This is a genomic window from Myxococcus faecalis (assembly GCF_050039385.1).
In the GTDB taxonomy this organism is placed as follows: Bacteria; Myxococcota; Myxococcia; order Myxococcales; family Myxococcaceae; genus Myxococcus; species Myxococcus fulvus.
On the sequence record NZ_CP144336.1, the window covers coordinates 8,314,263 to 8,333,928 of the forward strand.

General features: G+C 70.6%; 17 protein-coding genes. 12 read left to right on the forward strand and 5 right to left on the reverse strand.

Annotation, left to right across the window (positions count from 1 at the left end):
• Positions 1–4 precede the first annotated feature (4 nt).
• Positions 5–1,468 (forward strand): ELWxxDGT repeat protein, encoded by a 1,464-nt coding sequence (locus VZQ01_RS33580; protein WP_426745671.1) that lies wholly within the window; start codon positions 5–7, stop codon positions 1,466–1,468.
• A 7-nt stretch (positions 1,469–1,475) separates the two neighbouring features.
• On the opposite strand, the gene VZQ01_RS33585 is transcribed toward VZQ01_RS33580, so the two are convergent.
• Entirely contained in the window at positions 1,476–2,555 is a 1,080-nt protein-coding gene (locus tag VZQ01_RS33585; protein WP_223745641.1) for an MBL fold metallo-hydrolase, read from the reverse strand.
• 296 nt (positions 2,556–2,851) lie between these two features.
• Between VZQ01_RS33585 and ruvB the strand changes: the two genes are divergently transcribed.
• The 6 genes from ruvB to VZQ01_RS33615 all read left to right on the forward strand — a co-directional run bounded on the left by ruvB (position 2,852) and on the right by VZQ01_RS33615 (position 9,927).
• The gene (gene ruvB / locus VZQ01_RS33590; protein ID WP_426730397.1) at positions 2,852–3,883 is read left to right on the forward strand and encodes a Holliday junction branch migration DNA helicase RuvB; all 1,032 of its coding nucleotides are present in this window, start codon (positions 2,852–2,854) and stop codon (positions 3,881–3,883) included.
• 13 nt (positions 3,884–3,896) lie between these two features.
• Positions 3,897–5,393, forward strand: coding sequence for a hypothetical protein (locus tag VZQ01_RS33595; protein ID WP_426745672.1), 1,497 nt, complete (start codon positions 3,897–3,899; stop codon positions 5,391–5,393).
• A 484-nt stretch (positions 5,394–5,877) separates the two neighbouring features.
• Positions 5,878–6,822: a UDP-3-O-acyl-N-acetylglucosamine deacetylase gene (gene lpxC / locus VZQ01_RS33600; protein ID WP_426745673.1), complete on the forward strand. Its 945-nt coding sequence runs from the start codon at positions 5,878–5,880 to the stop codon at positions 6,820–6,822.
• A 62-nt stretch (positions 6,823–6,884) separates the two neighbouring features.
• Positions 6,885–7,973 (forward strand): thioredoxin domain-containing protein, encoded by a 1,089-nt coding sequence (locus VZQ01_RS33605; RefSeq protein WP_420715361.1) that lies wholly within the window; start codon positions 6,885–6,887, stop codon positions 7,971–7,973.
• A gap of 25 nt (positions 7,974–7,998) precedes the next feature.
• Entirely contained in the window at positions 7,999–9,234 is a 1,236-nt protein-coding gene (locus VZQ01_RS33610; protein ID WP_426745674.1) for a DUF4388 domain-containing protein, read from the forward strand.
• Positions 9,235–9,291: 57 nt separating this feature from the next.
• Complete coding sequence (locus tag VZQ01_RS33615; RefSeq protein ID WP_223745647.1) at positions 9,292–9,927, forward strand: hypothetical protein; 636 nt, start codon at positions 9,292–9,294, stop codon at positions 9,925–9,927.
• Positions 9,928–10,164: 237 nt separating this feature from the next.
• Here the strand turns inward: VZQ01_RS33615 and VZQ01_RS33620 are convergent, their stop codons facing one another.
• Positions 10,165–11,757: a leucyl aminopeptidase gene (locus VZQ01_RS33620; protein WP_426745675.1), complete on the reverse strand. Its 1,593-nt coding sequence runs from the start codon at positions 11,755–11,757 to the stop codon at positions 10,165–10,167.
• Positions 11,758–11,889: 132 nt separating this feature from the next.
• On the opposite strand from VZQ01_RS33620, the gene VZQ01_RS33625 reads away from it, so the two are divergent.
• The 3 genes from VZQ01_RS33625 to VZQ01_RS33635 all read left to right on the forward strand — a co-directional run bounded on the left by VZQ01_RS33625 (position 11,890) and on the right by VZQ01_RS33635 (position 14,183).
• The gene (locus VZQ01_RS33625) at positions 11,890–12,783 is read left to right on the forward strand and encodes a zinc dependent phospholipase C family protein (RefSeq protein WP_141325890.1); all 894 of its coding nucleotides are present in this window, start codon (positions 11,890–11,892) and stop codon (positions 12,781–12,783) included.
• Positions 12,784–12,909: 126 nt separating this feature from the next.
• Positions 12,910–13,692: a sulfite exporter TauE/SafE family protein gene (locus VZQ01_RS33630; RefSeq protein WP_046715030.1), complete on the forward strand. Its 783-nt coding sequence runs from the start codon at positions 12,910–12,912 to the stop codon at positions 13,690–13,692.
• Positions 13,693–13,736: 44 nt separating this feature from the next.
• Positions 13,737–14,183 carry a hypothetical protein gene (locus VZQ01_RS33635; RefSeq protein ID WP_370640311.1) on the forward strand — a complete coding sequence of 149 codons (447 nt, stop codon included), beginning with the start codon at positions 13,737–13,739 and terminating at the stop codon, positions 14,181–14,183.
• A gap of 31 nt (positions 14,184–14,214) precedes the next feature.
• Here VZQ01_RS33635 and VZQ01_RS33640 read toward each other — a convergent pair whose 3' ends face one another.
• From VZQ01_RS33640 to fabF, 3 genes are all read right to left on the reverse strand, one after another.
• Entirely contained in the window at positions 14,215–15,087 is an 873-nt protein-coding gene (locus VZQ01_RS33640) for a tetratricopeptide repeat protein (RefSeq protein ID WP_141325893.1), read from the reverse strand.
• A gap of 2 nt (positions 15,088–15,089) precedes the next feature.
• Positions 15,090–16,733: a helix-turn-helix domain-containing protein gene (locus VZQ01_RS33645; RefSeq protein WP_141325894.1), complete on the reverse strand. Its 1,644-nt coding sequence runs from the start codon at positions 16,731–16,733 to the stop codon at positions 15,090–15,092.
• Between the two features lie 333 nt (positions 16,734–17,066).
• Positions 17,067–18,311 (reverse strand): beta-ketoacyl-ACP synthase II, encoded by a 1,245-nt coding sequence (gene fabF / locus VZQ01_RS33650; RefSeq protein WP_267700225.1) that lies wholly within the window; start codon positions 18,309–18,311, stop codon positions 17,067–17,069.
• Between the two features lie 193 nt (positions 18,312–18,504).
• On the opposite strand from fabF, the gene VZQ01_RS33655 reads away from it, so the two are divergent.
• Together VZQ01_RS33655 and VZQ01_RS33660 are read left to right on the forward strand one after the other, a co-directional pair.
• Positions 18,505–19,029 (forward strand): PaaI family thioesterase, encoded by a 525-nt coding sequence (locus tag VZQ01_RS33655; RefSeq protein ID WP_255665944.1) that lies wholly within the window; start codon positions 18,505–18,507, stop codon positions 19,027–19,029.
• Between the two features lie 7 nt (positions 19,030–19,036).
• On the forward strand, positions 19,037–19,639 hold the full coding sequence (locus VZQ01_RS33660; RefSeq protein ID WP_426745676.1) for a TetR/AcrR family transcriptional regulator: 603 nt from the start codon (positions 19,037–19,039) through the stop codon (positions 19,637–19,639).
• Positions 19,640–19,666: the final 27 nt, after the last annotated feature.

The following is a 19,666-nucleotide window of genomic DNA, read 5'->3' on the forward strand; positions in this document are numbered from 1 at the left end:
TCACATGAAGGCATGGCGTGGCATCCCGGTGCTCGTGTCCGTTCTCTGGGGAGGGCTCCTCGCGGTGGGGTGTGGTCCCGCAGTCGACGGCCTCGACGCGGAGGGCGAGGCGGCGGTGGAGTCCGCGCGGGCCGAGGTGGCGACGGCGGGCCGGGCCTGCACGTCGGAGCGGGTGATGCCCTCGGGCACGAAGCCGGAGTGGCTGGTGCGCGGCGTGGACCGGCTGTTCTTCAGCGCGGACTCGCAGGAGCAGGGCCGCGAGCTGTGGAGCAGCCCGGGCCGCGGCGGCTGCGCGGGCCTGGTGAAGGACATCCGGGCGGGAGCGCAGGGCTCGGTGCCGCGCTACCTGACGGCGCTGGGGCGCTGGGTGCTCTTCGCGGCGGATGACGGGCTGCAGGGGCCGGAGCTGTGGCGCACGGACGGCACGGAGGCGGGCACGGTGCGGGTGCTGGACGTGTGGCCGGGCGAGCGGGGCTCGGCGCCGCGCGCGCTCACCCGCGTGGGCACTCACGTCTACTTCCTCGCGGAGGCGCCGGGAAATGGCCAGGAGCTGTGGCGCACGGACGGCACCGCGTCCGGCACTCGGCGGGTGCACGCGTTCATCCCCGGCAGTGACGTGTTGCAGCTGACGGCCTGGGGTGAGCGGCTCGCGCTGGTCTCCTACGACGCCGAGGCCGCGGTGCTCTGGGTGGTCGAGCCGAGCGGCGAGACGCGCGAGGTGTTCCGCTCGGCCGTGGGCGTGTTCGACTCGCTGACGGCGGTGGAGCGTCGGCTCTTCTTCGTGCGCGACACGGGAGAGGGCCTCGTGGAGCTGTGGGTGGTGGCGGGGCGTCAGGCCGTCGCGACGAAGGTGCGCGACTTCAGCGGCGGGGCGCCCTCGGAGCTGACCGCGCTGGGGGACCAGGTGTTCTTCCATGCGGGCTCGGACGGCAACTATGGCGAGCTGGGCGACACGCGGCACGGCGGCGAGCTGTGGCGCAGCGACGGCACGACGCAGGGAACCCGCATGGTGCGGGATATCTGGCCGGGGCCGAAGGGCTCGCTGCCCTCGGACCTGGTCGCCATGGACGGCGTGCTGTACTTCGCGGCGGAGGACGGCTGGCGCGGGCGCGAGCTGTGGCGCAGCGACGGCACGGCCCTGGGCACGTGGATGGTCTGGGACCTCCAGTGGGGACCGGAGGGCAGCGAGCCGCGGCAGCTGGTGGCGCAGGACGGCTGGCTGTTCTTCTCGGCGACCACCGCCGCGCATGGCCGCGAGGCGTGGAAGAGCGATGGCTGGCTGTGGAACACGCGCCGGATGACGGACATCGCCCCCGGTGCGTCGTCGTCGAACCCCCGCTCGTTCGTGCGCTCGGGCCGCGACGTGTTCTTCCTCGCCAACGAGGCCGCCGTGGGCGAGGCGCTCTGGGTGTTGCCGCTCCACGGCGCGTGGCCGTGCGCGGGCCCCCGGGGTGGGAAGGGCTGCTGAAGTCCCCTCAGGCGGCGCGGCGGCTCGCGGGCGTGGGCCGCACGTCGCCGAAGTTGGGCGCGGGCAGGACGATGGTGGGCGACAGCCCCGGCGCCAGCAGGTGGGACGTCAGCAGCGAGGACGGATGGAAGTTCACGAAGGCGCCCTCCACCGCGGAGGGCCCGGCGAAGAGCTTCTCCACCACCATGGAGGAGTATTGCAGCAGGGAGTCCTCGCGGCTGTTGCCGTTGAGCACCACCTCCCAGCCCATGTGCTCGGCGAAGCGGCGCACCCCGGGGATGGCGGAGAGCAGCGGCGTGTAGCTCTCCGTGGCCACGCCGTTCTCGCTGGTGACGAACACCTCGCGCGAGGTGGCCACCGCCAGGGACATGTTGCCGCGCGTGTGGCCCGGCGTGCTCAGGATGGCCGCGCCCGTGCCCAGCCACGTGTGCCCGTCCAGCAGCACCACGCGCTCCTCGGGGATGTCCGCGCCGCCGGGGACGAACCACACCGACTGCATGGGGTGCAGGTCCTTCACCATCTCCCACTCCGCGCGCTGCACCAGCAGCTTCGCGCGCGGGAAGTACGCGGACAGGCCGTCACCGCCCAGCCACCCGCGCAAGTCCTGGATGTGCAGGTGGTCGAAGGCGAGGAAGTCCACGTCCCCGGGCGTCAGCCCCAGCGAGGCCAGGTGGCTCTGCACCGTGCCGTGCTGGGTGGACATGACCTTGTCGGAGACGAACGCGCCGTAGCGCTCCCGCAGCGAGCGGTAGAAGGGCGCCGCCTGTCCCCGCTCGTAGTCGGAGGGGTTGAACAGGAGCGTGCGCCGCTCGCCGTTCGCGTCCACGAACTGCACCACCTGCATGCGGTGGGTCATCATCACGTAGGGCGCCGGCGAACTGGCCGCGCCGCTGAAGGCGAACAGCGACGGGTAGGGGAAGGTGACGAGCTCGCACGTGGCCACCGCCGCCACCGGGCCCTCCTGGACGAAGCGCTCGCGGGCCTGGAGCGCCGCGCGGCGCAGCTTCTGGAGGCGCGGGCCGGGCAGCGTCTCGGCGTGGGCCTCGGCGAGGAAGGGCAGGGGACGGAACGCGGGGCTCTGGCTCATGGGCTCACCGTGACTGCGAGAGGTCGATGACCTTGGCGACCGGAAAGGTGATTCGCGAGGGCATGTTCTCGCGCCCCCGGGCCGTCCCGCCAAGTCGCCTGGGACGTGTTTCTCACGAGCGTCCGCCAGTCCACAGGCGCGCCTGCCGGGCGGCCTCACCGCGAGCAGAGGGCGCCCGTGCGTCGACGGGCGTCCGGGGCGGGCTCCCGCTCGCCGGTCGGCTGGTCTCCGGGGCGTCCCGGGGGGCTTGCTCCGAGGATGTGGGCGACACGCGCGGCCTTCCTGTATAGGGTCACATGGTCATGGCGAGGAAGTCCGACACTCTCTCCGAAGAGGTCCTCCCGGAGGACGTCCGGCTCGAGGCCTCCCTGCGTCCGCGCTCGTTCGACGAGTACGTGGGGCAGGGCTCCGTCGTCGAGAAGCTCAAGGTCTACGTGCAGGCGGCCAGGAGCCGGGGCGACGCGCTGGACCACTGCCTGTTCTCCGGGCCCCCGGGCCTGGGCAAGACGTCGCTGGCGCACATCATCGCCAACGAGCTGGGCGTGGGCATCCACGTCACCAGCGGCCCGGCGCTGGAGCGCAAGGGGGATCTGGCCGGTCTGCTCACCAATCTGAACGCGCGCGACGTCCTCTTCATCGATGAAATCCACCGCCTCAACGCCGCCGTGGAGGAGTACCTCTACCCGGCGATGGAGGACTTCCGGCTGGACATCACCATCGACACGGGGCCGGCCGCCCGGGCGATGAAGATCGACTTGCCGCCCTTCACGCTCATCGGCGCCACCACGCGCACGGGCCTGCTCACGTCGCCGCTTCGCGACAGGTTCCAGATTCAGGAGCGCCTGGAGTACTACGACGCCCAGGCGCTGGAGCTCATCCTCCACCGCTCCGCGCGCATCCTCGGCATCCCCCTGGACAAGGACGCCGCGCGTGAGGTGGCCACGCGCTCGCGCGGCACGCCCCGCATCGTCAACCGGCTCCTGCGCCGGCTGCGCGACTTCGCGGAGGTGGAGGGCAACGGCCGCATCTCCCTCGAACTGGCGAAGAAGTCCCTGGACCGGCTGGGTGTGGACGCCAGTGGTTTGGACTCCATGGACCGGAAGATTCTCCTCACCATCCTGGACAAGTTCGGTGGGGGCCCGGTGGGCGTGGAGACCATCGCCGCCAGCGTGGGCGAACAACGCGATACGATTGAGGACGTGTACGAGCCCTTCCTCATGCAGGAGGGCTTCCTCCAACGCACGCCCCGGGGCCGGATGGCCACGCACCGCACCTACCAGTATTTCAAGAAGCAGCCACCGCCCACGCCCCAGGGCAGCCTCTTCTGACCTCCCGCGAGCCATGAGCCAGGCCACCTCTCCCGCGTCTCCCGCCTCCGGACCCACCACCCTCCGCGTCGCGCGTGACTTCTACGCGGACCTGATGCGGGCCTCGCAGACGTCGCGCGCGGGCTTCCTCGCCGAGCGCGAGCGCTGGCTGCGCGGCGTGCCGGTGGATGGCCGCGAGGAGCTGCTCTTCGAGTTCGAGATGCTGCTGCGCGCGGTGGAGCGCTACCTCAACCTCACCGCCGTGGTGGACGCCAAGGACCGGCCGCTCGTCACCCGCGACTTCCACGAGGAGCTGGTGGACGTGCGCGACGCCATGGACCGCGCCATCCGCGTCGCCCGCCACCTGCAGGACCCCGACAGCGACCAGAAGATGGTCTTCCGCAAGTACGTGGAGACCCAGCTGGCCGACGACCGGGTGCGCCGCGCCCTCATCGAGGAGGAGCTGGACCAGCAGACCGCCCCGGAGAGCCTCTTCGTGCTGCGCGAGGACCTGGACGCGCTCCGCAACCTCCTGGACCACCTGCTCCAGCTGCCCACCGCGCGGCTCAACCTGTTCCAGGACCTGGGCAAGCTCGCGCTGAAGGAGATCGTCCTCAACCGCTACTTCCGGCCCTTCCGCCCGCTGGAGTTCCGCGTCGAGTACGACCGGCTGCGCTCCGTGCGCATCCTGGACACCCTGTCACAGATGTCAGAGGAGCCGCGGACGGCCTTCGCCACCGCCTTCCTGGGCCTGTTCCGGCTGTTGCACTACCTGTCCTACGTGGACGCGGAGGCCACGCCGCCCGTGCCGCGCCGCGTCCGGGTGCTGCTGGCCCTGGTGCGCAGCGAGACGCACGCCCTGGCCACGTGGATGCACGCGGAGCTGTCCCCCAGGGCGGGCTCCAAGGCGCTCCAGGCCGCCGCGCTGAGGGCCGCGCGGGACCTGGCCAAGGAGGCCGAGCGCATCGGCCGGGAGGTGCTCGCCCACGTGGACCGCGAGCCGGACGCGCCCCAGCGCGCCGCCGCCGCCTTCACCACGCTCCTGCGAACGCAGGTCGTCGCGCTGGTGGAGTCGCTCGCGCCCAACGGCGGGCTGACGGACGGCGTCTTCGACCACCTGGTGAGCCCCCAGGACGCCGCGCTGCGGCTGCGCAAGGACCTGTGGGTCTACGCCCAGCTGTGCCGCGCCGCCGAGGGCCACCTGCGCGCCGACGACGTCCCCGCCGCCGAGCGCGCCCTGGACGCGCTCAAGAGCTTCCTGGGCTACTTCCACGACGGCGGCTACCAGCTGCTGCGCTACGCGGACTACGACGCCTTCGACCGCTTCACCGCGCTGCTGGTGGAGCTGCCCTGGCCGCCCGAGGGCCCCGGCATCCGCTCCCGCCTCGCCGAGGACCTGCGCCGCTTCAGCCAGACGCTCGAGTCCACCTTCCACGCTGTCAGCCGCCGCACCCTCCTGCAGGGCAGGGGCTTCGACCGCCAGGAGGCCGAGGCCCTGAGGGACCGCTTCGTGGCCCCCGCGCCCCGCTGAGCCGCTCAGGACGGGGTTGCGAGGACCCACGCCCACGCGCACCGTATGACGCAAGCCCCCACGACGGGTGCTCATACGGGGCGTGTTTGCTTCCAGCCAGTTCCTTGCGCTATGGACGCCCCCGTGTTGCATGGAAGACACGCTTCGTTACGAAGCGCGTCACGGTGATGGGCGGCGGCGGAGGCGGTGATGGAATCCCGGACACCAATGTCACGGTTTCGGGCGATTTCACCGGGCCTCCAACGGGGGGCGGGTGTCTGGCCACGATGGACACCCACCGCGATGTCAGAAAAAGACCAGCCATTCCAACGGGTTCGAACCACTCAAGGACCCCACGGAGGCCCCCGGGATGTCACGCGGTCGTGGCATGCCACTTGCTGAATCTGCGCGTCGCGTCAGACCACTGTTGAACGATTCCGGCGCCATCTGGCCAGATGACCGTTCGGAAGTCCCGCAGCACGAGCAGCCACGAGGCGACACCGACATGCCCCCGTCTTCCTACAACCAGCGCACCCTCTCGAAGACCGCCAGCCTCCAGGGCATCGGGCTCCACTCGGGCGCGAAGGTGACGCTCACGCTGCGTCCGGCCCCCGCGGGGCACGGCATCGTCTTCGTGCGTACGGACCTGCCCCGGCCGGTGAGCATCCCCGCCCTGGCGGAGTACGTGGTGGACACGGTGCTGGCAACGACGCTGGGCCGCGACGGCGCCAAGGTGGCCACGGTGGAGCACCTCATGTCGGCCATGGCGGGCATGGGCATCGACAACGCCCGGGTGGAGCTGGACGGCCCGGAGGTCCCCATCATGGACGGCAGCGCCGCCCCGTTCGCGGCCCTCATCCAGGAGGCCGGCGTGCGCGAGCTGGACGCGCCCAAGGAGCTGCTCGTCATCAAGAAGCCGGTGTCCGTGGTGGACGGCGACAAGCAGGCCTCGCTCACCCCGTCGCGCCACTTCCGCATCAGCTGCACCATCGACTTCGAGCACCCCGTCATCCAGGGCCAGGCGTTCGACCTGGACTTCAGCGACCGGGACTTCTCGCGCGAGATTTCCCGCGCGCGCACGTTCTGCTTCCTGCGCGACGTGGAGAAGCTCAAGAGCCTGGGCCTGGCGCGCGGCGGCTCGCTGGACAACGCCATCGTCGTGGACGAGGTCTCCATCCTCAACCCCGAGGGCCTGCGCTTCACCGACGAGTTCGTGCGTCACAAGATCCTGGACGCCATCGGTGATGTGTCTCTGTTCGGCAGGCCTGTCATTGGCCACCTGACGGCCTACAAGACGGGGCACGCGCTCAATCACAAGCTGGTGCGCAAGGTCCTGTCGGACCCGAGCTGCTATGAGATTGTCCCGGCGCGTCGCCGCGACGTGGAGGGCCTGGAGATGGGCCTGCCCGGGCTTGCTGGCGCGCTGGAGCTGGAGCCGCTCGTCGCCTGAAAGGGCGTCTTGCATTTCCTTGCAGGTCGGGGCTGCCTCGACTAAGTCGCGGGCTTATGCCCATGCGTCCAACCCCCGTCATCCTCGCCGCGCTGCTGGCGGCTTCGTTCACCGCCGGTTGCAACAAGGAGAAGGCGCCGGCCACCGCGCAGGCTCCCGCCGCCGCCGCGGCCACTCCGGGTGAGCCCACCCCGGACACCGTGGTCGCCACGTTCGGCGACGGACAGAAGATCACCTACAAGGAGCTCAACGAGCGCGTCTCGGAGCCCCTGGCCAACCTCGAGAAGCAGAAGTTCCAGCTGCGCAAGCGCGGCCTCGAGGGCATGGTGACCGAGAAGCTGGTCGACGCGGAGGCCAAGAAGCGCGGCATCTCCCAGGACCAGTTCCTCAAGGCGGAGATCGACGACAAGGTCCAGGCGCCCACCGAGGAGAAGATCAAGGAGGTCTTCGACGGCGCCAAGGGCCAGCTGCCCCCCGGCTCGACGTTCGAGCAGATGAAGCCGCAGATCGTCGACTTCCTCACCCAGCAGCCCAAGCAGGAGCGCGCCCAGGCCCTGTTCGCGGAGCTGCGCAAGAACGCCAACGTGCAGATCACCCTGCCCGAGCCGCCGCGCCCGCCGGCCGAGCGCAAGCAGGTGGCCGCCACCGGCCCGTCGAAGGGTCCGGACAACGCGCCCGTCACCATCGTCGAGTTCAGCGACTTCCAGTGCCCGTTCTGCAGCCGCGCCAACGCCGCCGTGGACCAGGTCTTCAAGGAGTACGACGGCAAGGTGAAGCTGGTGTTCCGCCAGTTCCCGCTCGACTTCCACAAGGAGGCGCAGAAGGCCGCCGAGGCGTCGCTGTGCGCGGCGGACCAGAACAAGTTCTGGGAGATGCACGACAAGCTGTTCGCCAGCCAGAGCGCCCTGCAGGTGGAGAACCTCAAGAAGTACGCGGGCGAGCTGCAGCTGGACCAGGCCAAGTTCGACAAGTGCCTGGACTCCGGTGAGAAGGCCACCATCGTGAAGACGGACATGGCGGACGCGCAGAAGGTCGGCGTCAGCGGCACGCCGGCGTTCTTCATCAACGGCGTCATGCTCTCCGGCGCGCAGCCGTTCGAGGAGTTCAAGAGCATCATCGACGCCGAGCTGAAGCCGACGGCGCAGAAGTAATCCCGACGCACGGAGGACACGGGCGGTGGCCCAGAAACCCAAGGCCACGCCCCGGCTCGGCGGCGAGGCGGCTTCCCTCGACCTGGAGAAGTCGCTCTCCCAGGGCCTGTCCTCCTCCCGTCCCCTCTCGGCCTGGTTCCACGGGCCGGAGGGGATGGTGCTCCTCCATGAGCCCTCGGGCTTCGCCGGCTTCCTGGCCGGGACGCTCGGGACGTTGTCCGTGGAGGAGGTCTTCGCCCACGTCCTGACGGGCATCCGCAGCGGCCTGTTGGCCGTGCAGCACGGCGCCGTTCGCAGGACGGTGTCCTTCCGGGACGGGCAGGTGGTGTTCGCCACGTCCACGGAGCGCTGGGAGCGGCTGGGCGCGGTGCTGGTGCGGCTGGGGCTGGTGACGCAGGCGCAGCTCACGCAGGCGCTCTCGCGCGTGACGCCGTCGCGGCGCATCGGCCAGGTGCTCACGTCCGAGGGCATGGTCTCCGAGGCGAACCTCTACAGCGCCATGACGTACGTGGTGCGCGAGGTGGTGCTGAGCCTCTTCGAGCTGACGGAGGGCAGCTTCCTGTTCGTCGAGGGGCCCGCGCCCATGGCGGACGTGGTGAAGCTGCCGGAGCGCACGCGGGATTTGGTGCTCACCGGAATCAAGCGCTCGGAGGAGCTGTCGCGGCTCAGGCGCCGCTATCCGGACGACACGCGCGTGGAGGTGGGCCCTGCCGGCGCGCGCGCGGGTGAGGAGCGCTTCTTCCAGCGGATGGGCTCGGGCACGACGGTGGGCGAGCTGCGGTTGGTGCGCGAGAGCGGCGCGCACACGTTCTTCACGTGGCTGGAGGAGTGCGTGCGTGGGGGCCACCTCCAGGTGAAGCCCGCGGCGCCTGCCGTGCCCCCGGCGCCCGCGGTGGAGGGCATGGCCTGGGAGCTGTTGTCCGCGGAGGAGCGCTACAACCTGCTGTTGTCGCTCATCCACCGCGCGCTGCGCGACGCGGGGCAGGACGTGGACTTGATGCGCGGCTTCCTCGACGCGCCGCCCTCGGGGCTGGAGGACGCGTTCGCCGGCGTGGTGCTGGGGCCGGACGGGCGGGTGGACGTGACGCGGCTGCGGGCGAACCTTGCGTCCGGTGGTGAGGCCGTGGCGCGGGCGCTGACGCTGGAGGCGCTGGACGCCATCGTGTCCTATGCGCTGTTCACCGCGCGCAACGTGTTGCCCCCGGACGTGGCCGAGCGGCTGTCCAACACCTACCGCACCCTCCAGGGAGGGCTGGCCTAGCAGGCGCCACATGGCCACGTTCGCGACCACGGCGTTGGTGGTCGGGGGATGCGTGTCATGGGTGTTCTGCGGAAGCTGGCGTGGGGTTTCCTGGTGTTGGGCACGGCGTGCAGTGGCTCGCGCCAGGCCGTGAAGGCCGACGCGGCGGCGACGGAGCCGGGCACGGGCGGCTCCGGCCCCCCGGTGGCGGCGCAGACGGCGTCGGTGTCCGGGCCCTACGTCGACGAGGAGCTGGGGTTCGAAATCATCCGCCCCAGCGACGAGTGGCACCTGGTGGTGACGAACGAGCGCACGCCGGAGGGACTGGCGATTCCCGTCGTCCTGCGCCACCCGCCCTCCAACGCGCAGGTGGTGCTGCAGGTGGCGCCGGAGGTGGTGTCACCCACCCAGTTCGCCGAGCGGCTCGCGGAGGGCCTGCGTCAGCAGCCGGGCTTCACCACCACGGACCCGGTGCCGCTCGCGCTGTCGGACAAGGCGGTGGGCTTCGACTTCCAGGTGGGGGAGGGCGTGCACGGCCGCGTCGCCGTGCGCGAGGGACAGGAGGGCCGCGTGCTGATGATGCTGGCCACCTGGCCGGCGCTGGCGCCCGCCGGTGACATCCAGAACGTGGATGCCCTCATCCAGGGCATCCGGCCGCTGCCGGAGCGCAAGAAGCCGCTGCCGGGCACGGTGCCTCAGGCCGCGCGTCCCTGAGCTTCCTCCGTCCGCTAGAGGTCGCCTGGCGCGTCCGCGCCGCACGCAGCGCCGCGCGCAAGAAGCCGCTGCCGGGCACGGTGCCTCAGGCCGCGCGTCCCTGAGCTTCCTCCGTCGCTGGAGGTCGCCTGGCGCGCCCGATCCTCACGCAGCGCCACGCGCCTGCGCGGTACGCGCAAGCGCCGCCGCGAGCTCCACACCTGCGTGGGGCTCGCGAGGACCGTGGATAGGAGTGCGTCAGCCGCGCGTGGACTTCTTCGCGCCGCGCGCCTGGCGAGCGGGCTTCGCGGGCGCCTCGGCCACCTCATCGCCCTGCGTCCGCGCGCGCAGCCGCACCCACTCGACCAGGGTGCGCACGCCCACGCCGGTGCCGCCCTTGGAGAGGTAGCCGCGCTCCTTGGGGCTGTTGGAGGGCCCCGCGATGTCCAGGTGCACCCACGGCGTGTCTCCGACGAACTCCTTGAGGAACAGCGCGGCGTTGATGGAGCCGCCCCAGCGCTCGCCGGAGTTCTTCATGTCGGCGACCTCGGAGCGCAGCGCGTCCTTCTGCAGCTCGCTCACCGGCAGGCGCCACATCTCCTCGCCCGCGGTGCGCGCGGACTGGAGCACCTGGTTGACGGTGTCGTCGTCGTCGCCGAAGGCGCCGACGATGTAGTTGCCCAGCGCGACGATGCACGCGCCCGTGAGCGTGGCCAGGTCGATGACGGCGGACGGCTTGTGCTCGCACGCCCACGTCAGCATGTCGCCCAGCACCAGCCGGCCCTCGGCGTCCGTGTTGGTGATCTCCACCGTCTTGCCCAGCCGCGACGTGAGGATGTCACCGGGCTTGTACGCGTTGCCGGCCGGCATGTTCTCGCACGCGCCGATGAAGGCATGCACGGGGAAGGGCGGCTTGAGCTGCGCGATGACCTGCATGGCGCCCAGCACCGCGGCCGAGCCCGCCATGTCCGTCTTCATGTCCACCATGCCCTCGGTGGGCTTGAGCGACAGGCCGCCCGAGTCGAAGGTGATCGCCTTGCCCACCAGCGCCAGCGGAGGCCGCTTCGCGTCGCGCGCGTTCTTCGGCGTGTACTCCACGTGGATGAGCCGAGGCTCCTCGGTGCTCCCGGCCGTGACGCCCAGGAACATGCCCATCCGCAGCTTCTCGATTTCGCGCTGACCGCCGATGGTGATCTTCAGCCCGTGCTCCTTGGCGGACTTGCGCGCGGCCTCCGCCAGCACCGTGGGCGTCACCGCGTTGGGCGGCTCGTTCACCAGGTCGCGCGCCCAGTTGGCCGCCTCGGCCACGCGCTTGCCCAGCGCGAGCGCGTCCTCGAGGTCACGCGACTTCTCCACGCCCTCGGGCAGCACCAGGGACACCTTGACGGGCTTCTTCGCGCCCTTCTCCTCGCGCGCGGAGGACTTGTACTTGTCGAACTTGTACGCGCCCAGCTCCAGCCCCTCCACCACCGCGCGCACCGCGTCCGCCTGCGCGTCCGTGACGGGGAGCGCCACCACGAGCGAGGCCACCTTCAGCCGCTGGGCCGTCTTCGCCGCGCGTCCGGCGGCCAGCCGCAGCACCTCCGGGTGGAAGCGCGCGCGGCTGCCCAGGCCCAACAGCAGCACGCGGCCCGCCGGGGTGCGGCCGAGCGTGTGCATCACCAGGGACTGGTCCGCCTTCGCCTTGAAGCCCTCCTGGGTGGCGGCGCCGCGCAGGCGGCCCTCCAGCGCGCTGTCCGCCGCGACGAGACCCGCCGGGGCACTCTCACCCAGCTCACCCTCGAAGAGCGGGATGACGAGCAGCTCGCCATTCGCAAGGGAGGCGTCGCCGGAGACGAAGGAGAAATTCATGGGCCGATGGACTCCTGAACGGATGAGGGAAGACGAAAGGCCGCGGACTGTAACGCCCGCCCTGTTGCACGCAAAGCGTTGGATTTCATTCGAGCGTTGCATTGCCGCGGGGGGCTGGGTAGCAGTCAGGCAATGCCCACCTTGCTGATGCATCTGACCGCCATCGAACGGTTGGCCGCCAACCCCGGAGAGCTGCCTCCGGAGTGGGTGCGTGCGCTCTCGGAGGACCTGCCCTACGCGCGCTTCGGCGCCGCGCTGCCGGACCTGCCCCTGTGCGAGGGCGTCCGAGGCGGGCTCGCCGCCTTCCTGCCCGAGCGCGAGATGCCGCTGTTCTCGCGGCTGTACCACGAGCGCGCGCCGGTGGGCTTCGGCCTGAAGATGGCGGAGCTCGTCGCCACGGGCGCGCTGGTGGGCACCGAGCCGGGACTGGCCCTGCTGTCCGGCTACTTCACGCACCTGTGCATGGACCGCCGGCTGCACCCCATCGTCGACCAGCTCGTGGTGAAGCACCGCCGACGGGGCGAGCGGGCGCTGGCGGCGCACCGCGACATCGAGTGGGCGCAGACGCTCTTCTACCTGCGCGAGCTGCACGGCGTGGACCTGCTCGGCACGCCCCGGCTGCGCGAGAAGTGTCAGGTGGTGAAGAGCCCGGGCTTCCCGTGGCGCGGCATCGGCCGGGGCATCTACGAACTGGTGCGCCTGTCCTCGCAGGAGCGCGTGGGGCAGGCGCCCTCCAAGGCGGACGTGGATGGCTGGGTGCGCGGGCTGTACGTCTCCGGACTCTTCCTCTCCAGCCCCGTGGGCCGCACGCGCGCGCTGCCCGCCTTCGCCCGCCTGTCCTTCCAGGAGCTGTATCGCAACGACACCTTCGACTTCGCCCAGGAGGTCGAAGGTGCGCTGGAGTCGGCGCGTGGAGTCCTTCGGAGGTTGCACGGCTACATGGCCAGGGGCACCTTCACGCCTCGGACGCGGGCGCGCTTCCTGGAGGCCTTCCCCGAGGGAACGCTGGGGGTTCGAGCGGCTTGACGCACCCGCCCCACGCCCTGCGGTGCCAGGGCGTTTCGCGCGCAGAGCAACCGTCCTGCCGAGCCTGCCTGCCGTCGGGGAATGCCGCTGTGCGAGGCGGCTCACCGCTCCTATCCTCGTGGAGGAATGACGGTACTTCTCCTCATGGTGGTGGGCGGGCTCGCGGGGGCGTTGGGAGCGATGCTCGGCATCGGGGGCGGCATCGTGCTCGTGCCCGCGCTGGTGCTGGGCTTCGGGCTGCCGCTGGAGGAGGCGGTGCCGGCGAGCCTCATGTGCGTGGTGGCCAACTCGTGCGCGGCCGCCGCCGGCTATGTGGACAACCACCTGAGTGACATCCGGCTGGGGCTGACGCTGGAGCTGGCCACGGTGCTGGGCGCCATCGCGGGGGGCCTCGTCGCGGCGCTCATCGCGCCGGCGATGGTGGCGGTGGTGTTCGGCCTGTTCACGCTCTACGTGGCGCTGCAGATGATTCTGCTGCGCTCGCCCCGACGCGAGCCGGCGACGCTGGATGACTACCAGCCGACGAACTATCCGCTGGGCATCTCCGGCTCGTTCGTGGCCGGTGGCCTGTCCGCGCTGCTGGGGGTCGGCGGAGGGCCGCTGAAGGTGCCGCTGATGAGCTACGGCATGCACGTGCCCTTCAAGGTGGCCAGCGCCACGAGCAACCTGATGATTGGCGTGACGGGCGCGGCGAGCGTGGCCGCGTACGCGCTGCGCGGGCACCTCAAGCTGGCGCTGGTGTCGCCGCTGGTGGTGGGCGTGCTGGCCGGCGCCTATGTGGGCAGCCGGCTGATGCCGAAGGTCCCCACGGCGGTGCTCAAGCGGCTGTTCGCGCTGGTGCTGCTGACGGTGGCGGGGCAGATGTTGTGGAAGGGAGGGGCGGGACTGTGGCCGAGCATCTGGGAGTGAGGGGTGAGGACCCGGACGGAGAAGAACCTCCAACGGTCTCCGCGGTGATGGCGGAGCCTGCGAGGCTGACGCACAACGCGGTGGCGGCGACGTCCGCTCCGGCCGCGGCGGAGACGGCGCCGGAGCTGGAGTCGGAGCCCGTCACCGCGAGCACCCTGGAGGCACCCGCGCCGAGCACCCCGCGCGTGCGCGACAGGGCGCTGGCCGGAGACCGGTGGATTGCCCGCGTGCTGCGCGTGGGCGCGGTGCTCAGCGGCGGCATGTTCGTGCTGTCGCTGGGGCTGGAGGCGCTGCCGGGCTCGGAGAGCACGCACGTGGCCATCGACCAGCTTCGCAAGGCGGCGGCGTCGCTGCTGCTGGTGACGCCGGTGGCGCGGCTGGGCGTGGCGGGCACGCTCCTGGGCCTGCGCGGAGAGTGGCGCTACGCCGTCATCGCCGCGGGAGTGCTGGGCCTGTTGGCCCTGGCGGTGGGGGCCGGCATCCAGGCGTGACGCGCGGCACCCCGGAAGGCGGTGGGGCGCTTCAGGCGCCCCGGGCGGCGAAGTGGGCGAGGATGTTGCGCACCTTGGCGACCTCGTCCATGCGCCCCTGCTCCTCGTAGAGCGGCAGCACGGCCTCCAGCTGCTCCCGGGCCGCGGGCAGGTCCTGCGTGTAGTAGCAGGACAGGCCCAGGTCCCACCGGGCGCGCGCCTCGTGCACGTGGTCGTGCAGCTCCTGGTACAGCTCCACCGCGCGCAAGAGGTGCGAGCGCGCGCCCTCGTGGTTGCCCAGCAGGCCCTCGGACTCGCCGAGCAGCAGGTGGCCCAGCGCGAGCGCCTCGGGGTCGTCGCCCTGCTCCAGCAGGGGAATCGCCTCGAGGAAGCGCTTCCGGGCCGGCTCGTACTCGGCCTTCTCCATGCGGATGTCGCCGATGTCGAGCAGCAGCCGCGCGGTGCGCCCGGTGTTGCGCGTCTGGCGGTAGAGGATGAGCGCCTCCTGGTACTTCTCCTCGGCGGCCTCGGGCTGACCCAGCGCTCGCAGGGACTCGCCGACGCAGGCGCGGCACATCGCCTCGCCCTCGCGGTCCTTGGTCTCGTTGAAGAGCATCGCGGCCTTGGCGATGAGCTCCAGCGCGCCGCGGTGGTCCTCGAAGTTCGCCTTGGCCACGCCCATGCCGAAGTACGCCTGGGCCAGGCCCGGCTTGTAGCCGGCCTCCTGGAACATCCCGAGCGCCTCCTCGTAGCACTGGCGGCTGGCGGCGTGGTCCTCGAGCAGGCCGTGCAGCTCCGCCAGGCTCACCAGGCCCTGGCCCACGGTGGTGGGCGTGCCGGTGATGCGCAGGGTGGCCAGCTGGTTCTTCTGCTTCTGGAGCGCCTCCAGCAGATGGGCGCGTTCGGTGTCTTCGGGCGGGTGCATGCTCACGCGTCGCCACCCTTGCGGCGCCGGGCCGCCTTGTCCAACGAATCGTGCTTCTCGCTCCCGTCAGCGCCATTGACGCCTGGCTGCGCGCCGCCGCCATTTCCAGTGGCGCCGTGGGCGCCCCCGACGTGGCGCTCCTTCTCCACCTTGTCGGCCTGCTCGTAGCCCAGCAGCGGGGAGAAGAAGCAGTCCTTCTTCGTGTACTCGTCGAACGCGAAGGCGAAGCGGTAGCTGGCCGCCGCGCGCTGGTTGCAGTCGGTGCGCTCGCAGAAGCGGCAGGAGATGCCGGAGGGGATGGCATCCTTGCGCAGGTCGTTGGTGGGCAGACCGTACGCCAGGTACTTCGCGTTCTCCGCGTGGGTGCCCAGGCCGATGGAGTAGGCGGTGCCCTTGACGATGGAGCCCTCCGTCGGCTGCAGCTGCACCTTGGCGAAGCAGAAGTACGTGGTGCCGTCCGGCATCATCGAATACTGCCGGGTGAGCTGGGACGGGTTGAGGAACGCCAGGTGCACGGCCCACTTGCCGCAGCTGCCGCCGCCGCTGGCGAAGCGGATGCCGGTGCCGCTGTAGCGCTTGGAGATGTTGCCGGCGATGTCCGAGCGCAGGAAGTGGAACGGGATGCCCGGGCGCTTCGGGTCCGACAGGTTGCACAGCCGGTGGGCCACCGTCTCGTAGGTGGAGCCGAAGATGCTCGACAGCAGCTCCACGTCGTAGCGCGTGCGCTGCACCTCCTTGAAGAAGTCCCCGTACGGCAGCATCAGCGCGCCGGCGAAGTAGTTGGCCAGGTTCACCTTGATGAGCCGCGTCGTCTCGCCGTGCCGGGTGCGCCCCGCGCCGAGGATGCGCTCGACCAGCTTCTCCTTGTCCAGCATGAGCAGGCCGATGGACGCGGCGATTTGAAACTTCAGCGGCTGCTCGGTGAGGTCCGGTGACAGCGTGAGCGTCTGCTCCTCCGGGTCCAGCCGCCGCACCACGGACGAGCCGCTGGGCGAAGCGTCGATGAGCACGCGGTAGCCGAAGCGCTTCTCCAACAGCTGCATCAGCTGCCCGCTGGTGAGCTGGCGCTCCAGGCTCACGTCGCGCCGCAGGGCCTCCGCCTGCTCCTCGATTTCGGGGAAGTAGTTGCGGTGCGTCTCCAGGAAGTCACTCACCTCGTCGAAGGGCGAGTAGTCGAAGCGCACGCCGGGCACCGTGCCGTTGCCGGCGCTGCTGCCTTGGGTCCGCGTGCGCTCCTCCACGTTGAGCTGCGCGAGCACGTTCTCCAGCTGCGTGCGCGTGTTCTTGTAGAGGTTGAAGAGCGCGGCCACGGTGCCGGCGAGCTTCGGCTCGGCCGACAGCGACTGGAGCGACTCCGGGTCGATGTCCAGGCTCTTGAGCAGCGGCTCGTCGAGCAGCTTCGCGAGCGCCTCGTCCACCCGGCCCTCGCCCAGCGTGGACATGAACTGCTCGGGGTCCTGGTCGAAGTAGCGAAGGGCCTTCCAGAGCAGCGGGAAGGGCATCACGCGCTTGCCCTTCTCGATGAGGTTCAGGTAGGCGGGGGAGACCCCCAGGTCCTTCGCCGCGTCCGCCTGCTTGATGTTGCGGGCGAGCCGCAGACCCCGGAGCTTCAGGCCCACGTTGGCGTTCAGTGCGTTGTCGTTCATGGCTGAGTCGGGTCCACCACAGGGCGCGCCTGGCCCTCGCGCCTCACGGACCCTTTCAACCACTTTGCAAATCGATTTACCGATTTGCAATCAGCGTTTTTCGACCGCGCTCCCCCTGTGCGGCCGGCGACGGAACAGCCAACTGCCACCTGTCCGATACCTGTCGAGCATGTGCAACCACATGTAATCGTTGAACTTTGTTCTCGCGCAGATGTGCGTTCCGGGCGGTGTTCGACGCACCTTGTCAAGTGTTTACCGCCGCGATGCGGCATGCGGTTCGCTTGCGTTGGTAAACGAGTTTTCGCGGTTTACAGGGATGATGCGGGACAGGGCTCAGGGGATCAGCCTTCGGAAGATGAGCGACACGTTGGTGCCGCCGAAGCCGAAGGAGTTGCTCATGACGGCGTCGACCTGGGCGGGCCGGGCGGTGTTGGGCACGCAGTCCAGGTCGATGCGTGGATCCAACCGCTCCAGGTTGATGGTGGGCGGCAGCAGGCCCCGGGTGAGGGCGAGGATGCTGATGACGGCCTCCGCGGCGCCCGCCGCGCCGTTCATGTGGCCGGTCATCGACTTGGTGGAGGAGACGGCGACGGAGCGCGCGGCGTCGCCGAAGACGTGGTGGATGCCCTGGACCTCCATGAGGTCGCCCACGTCCGTGGAGGTGCCGTGCGCGTTGATGTAGCCGATGTCGGCGGGGCGCAAGGCGGCGTCCTTCAGGGCCGCGCGCATGCTGCGTTGGGCGCCCTCGTGCTCGGGGGCGGGCGCGGTGACGTGGTACGCGTCGGCGCTGGCGCCGTAGCCGGTGAGCTCCGCGTGGATGCGGGCGCCGCGGGCGCGTGCATGCTCCAGCTCCTCGAGGACGAGCATGCCGGAGCCCTCGGCGAGCACGAAGCCGTCGCGGTCCGCGTCGAAGGGGCGACTGGCGGCATGGGGCGCGTCGTTGCGCAGGGACAAGGCCTGCATGGCGGCGAAGCCTCCGACACCGAGCAGGGAGATGGGGGCCTCGGCGCCTCCGGCCACCGCCACGTCGAAGTCGCCGCGCTGGATGCCGCGCATCGCCTCGCCGATGGCGTGGGCGCTGGTGGAGCACGCGGAGTTGGGCGCCCAGGAGGGGCCCTTGAGGCCATGGCGCAGGCTCACATAGCCGGGGGCCATGTTGATGATCATCTGCAGGACGAAGAAGGGGCTGATGCGGTCCGGCCCCTTCTCCAGCGCGCGGCGGAAGGTCTCCTCCAGGCTTCCGATTCCACCGATGCCCGAGCCGATGATGGTGGCGATGCGCTCGGCGTTCTCGGGGGTGACCTTCAGGCCCGAGTCCTCCAGGGCCATGTCGGAGGCCACCACGGCGAAGTGGGCGAAGCGGTCCATGCGTCGGGCCTCGCGCCGCTCGATGTGGTCCTCGACCTTGAAGTCCTTCACCTCGCCGGCGATGCGGCAGTCGAGCGCGCTCGCGTCGAAGAGGGTGATGGGGCCCACGCCGCTCTGGCCGCGCACCAGCGCCTCCCAGCTCTTCTCCACGCCCGTCCCGCAGGGGCTGATGAGCCCCAGTCCCGTCACCACCACGCGCCGCTTCTGCATCCGCCGCTCCCTTGCATGGCACGCCAGGAGAACACACGGTCCGGCCGTCCGTGGGCCCTCCTTCTTCGCGACGTGCGCTCGATGCCTCTTTGTATTATGGGTATCATTCCATCTGGCAAGCCTCATTGTCGAGGAACGTGTGGATGTCCGGTCCTGGGACGATGAGGGTCATCATTTCATCGAGGGAGAGGTCATGAGCGAGGCGGAGAGCGACGCGCGGACCCGGACGGTGACCTGGCGGGACTACCGGGAGGGGGTGGCGGCGGCGAAGACGATGTCGGGGCTGGAGTACCTGCGCGCCATCGTCCGGGGGGAGGTGCCGGGGGCGCCGATTGCGTCGCTGATGGGCTTCGCGCCGGTGGAGGTGTCGGAGGGGCGGGCGGTGTTCGAGGTGGAGCCGGGGGAGTACCACTACAACCCGATCGGGACGGTGCACGGGGGATTGGCGGCCACGTTGTTGGACTCGGCGCTGGGGTGCGCGGTGCACAGCACGTTGCCGGTGGGGGCGGGCTACACGACGTTGGAGCTGCACGTGAACATGGTGCGGGCCATCTCGCAGGACACGGGGAAGCTGACGTGCACGGGGGAGGTGATTCACGTGGGAGGGCGGGTGGCGACGGCGCAGGCGAAGCTGACGGACGCGAGCGGGAAGCTGTACGCGCACGGGACGACGACGTGCATGGTGTTCAGGCCCGCGGGCCCGGGTGGCCGGGAGTAGGGCGGCGATGCGCTACGCACCCGAGCACAAGCAGGCCACGCGCGAGAGAATCCTGGCGGCGGCGGAGTCGCTCTTCCGGAAGGAGGGGTTCGCGGGCGCGAGCGTGGAGCGCGTCATGCGCGCAGCGGGGCTGACGGTGGGCGGCTTCTATGCGCACTTCGCCTCGAAGGACTCGCTGCTCGCGGAGTCGGTGCGGGCGTTCTTCCAGCATCAGCACTCGCGCTGGTTGGGAGGGCTGGAGGAGCTGCGCGGCGCGGAGTTCCTGAGTCACTTCGTGAGGCGGTACCTGAACCGCCACAACCGTGACGACATGGAGGAGGGCTGCATCCTGCCCTCCGTGTTGTCGGACGTGACGCGGGGCACGCCCGAGGCGCAGGAGGCGCTGGGGCGGGGCGTGGAGACGCTCGCGGCGGAGCTGGGGGCCCGGGTCGCAAGTGGGGAGGGGGTCACCGGGAGGCAGCGCGCGCTGGCGACGGTGGCGCTCCTGTTCGGGGCGATGACGCTCGCGCGGGCGACGAAGGCGACGCCGCTGTCGGATGAAATCCTGGAGGCCGCGCGCGCCTTCCTGCTTGCGGGGGCGGCGGCTCCGGAGAAGAAGCAGGGCGACTGACGTCGAGTGAGCTGTGCCCACCCCTGA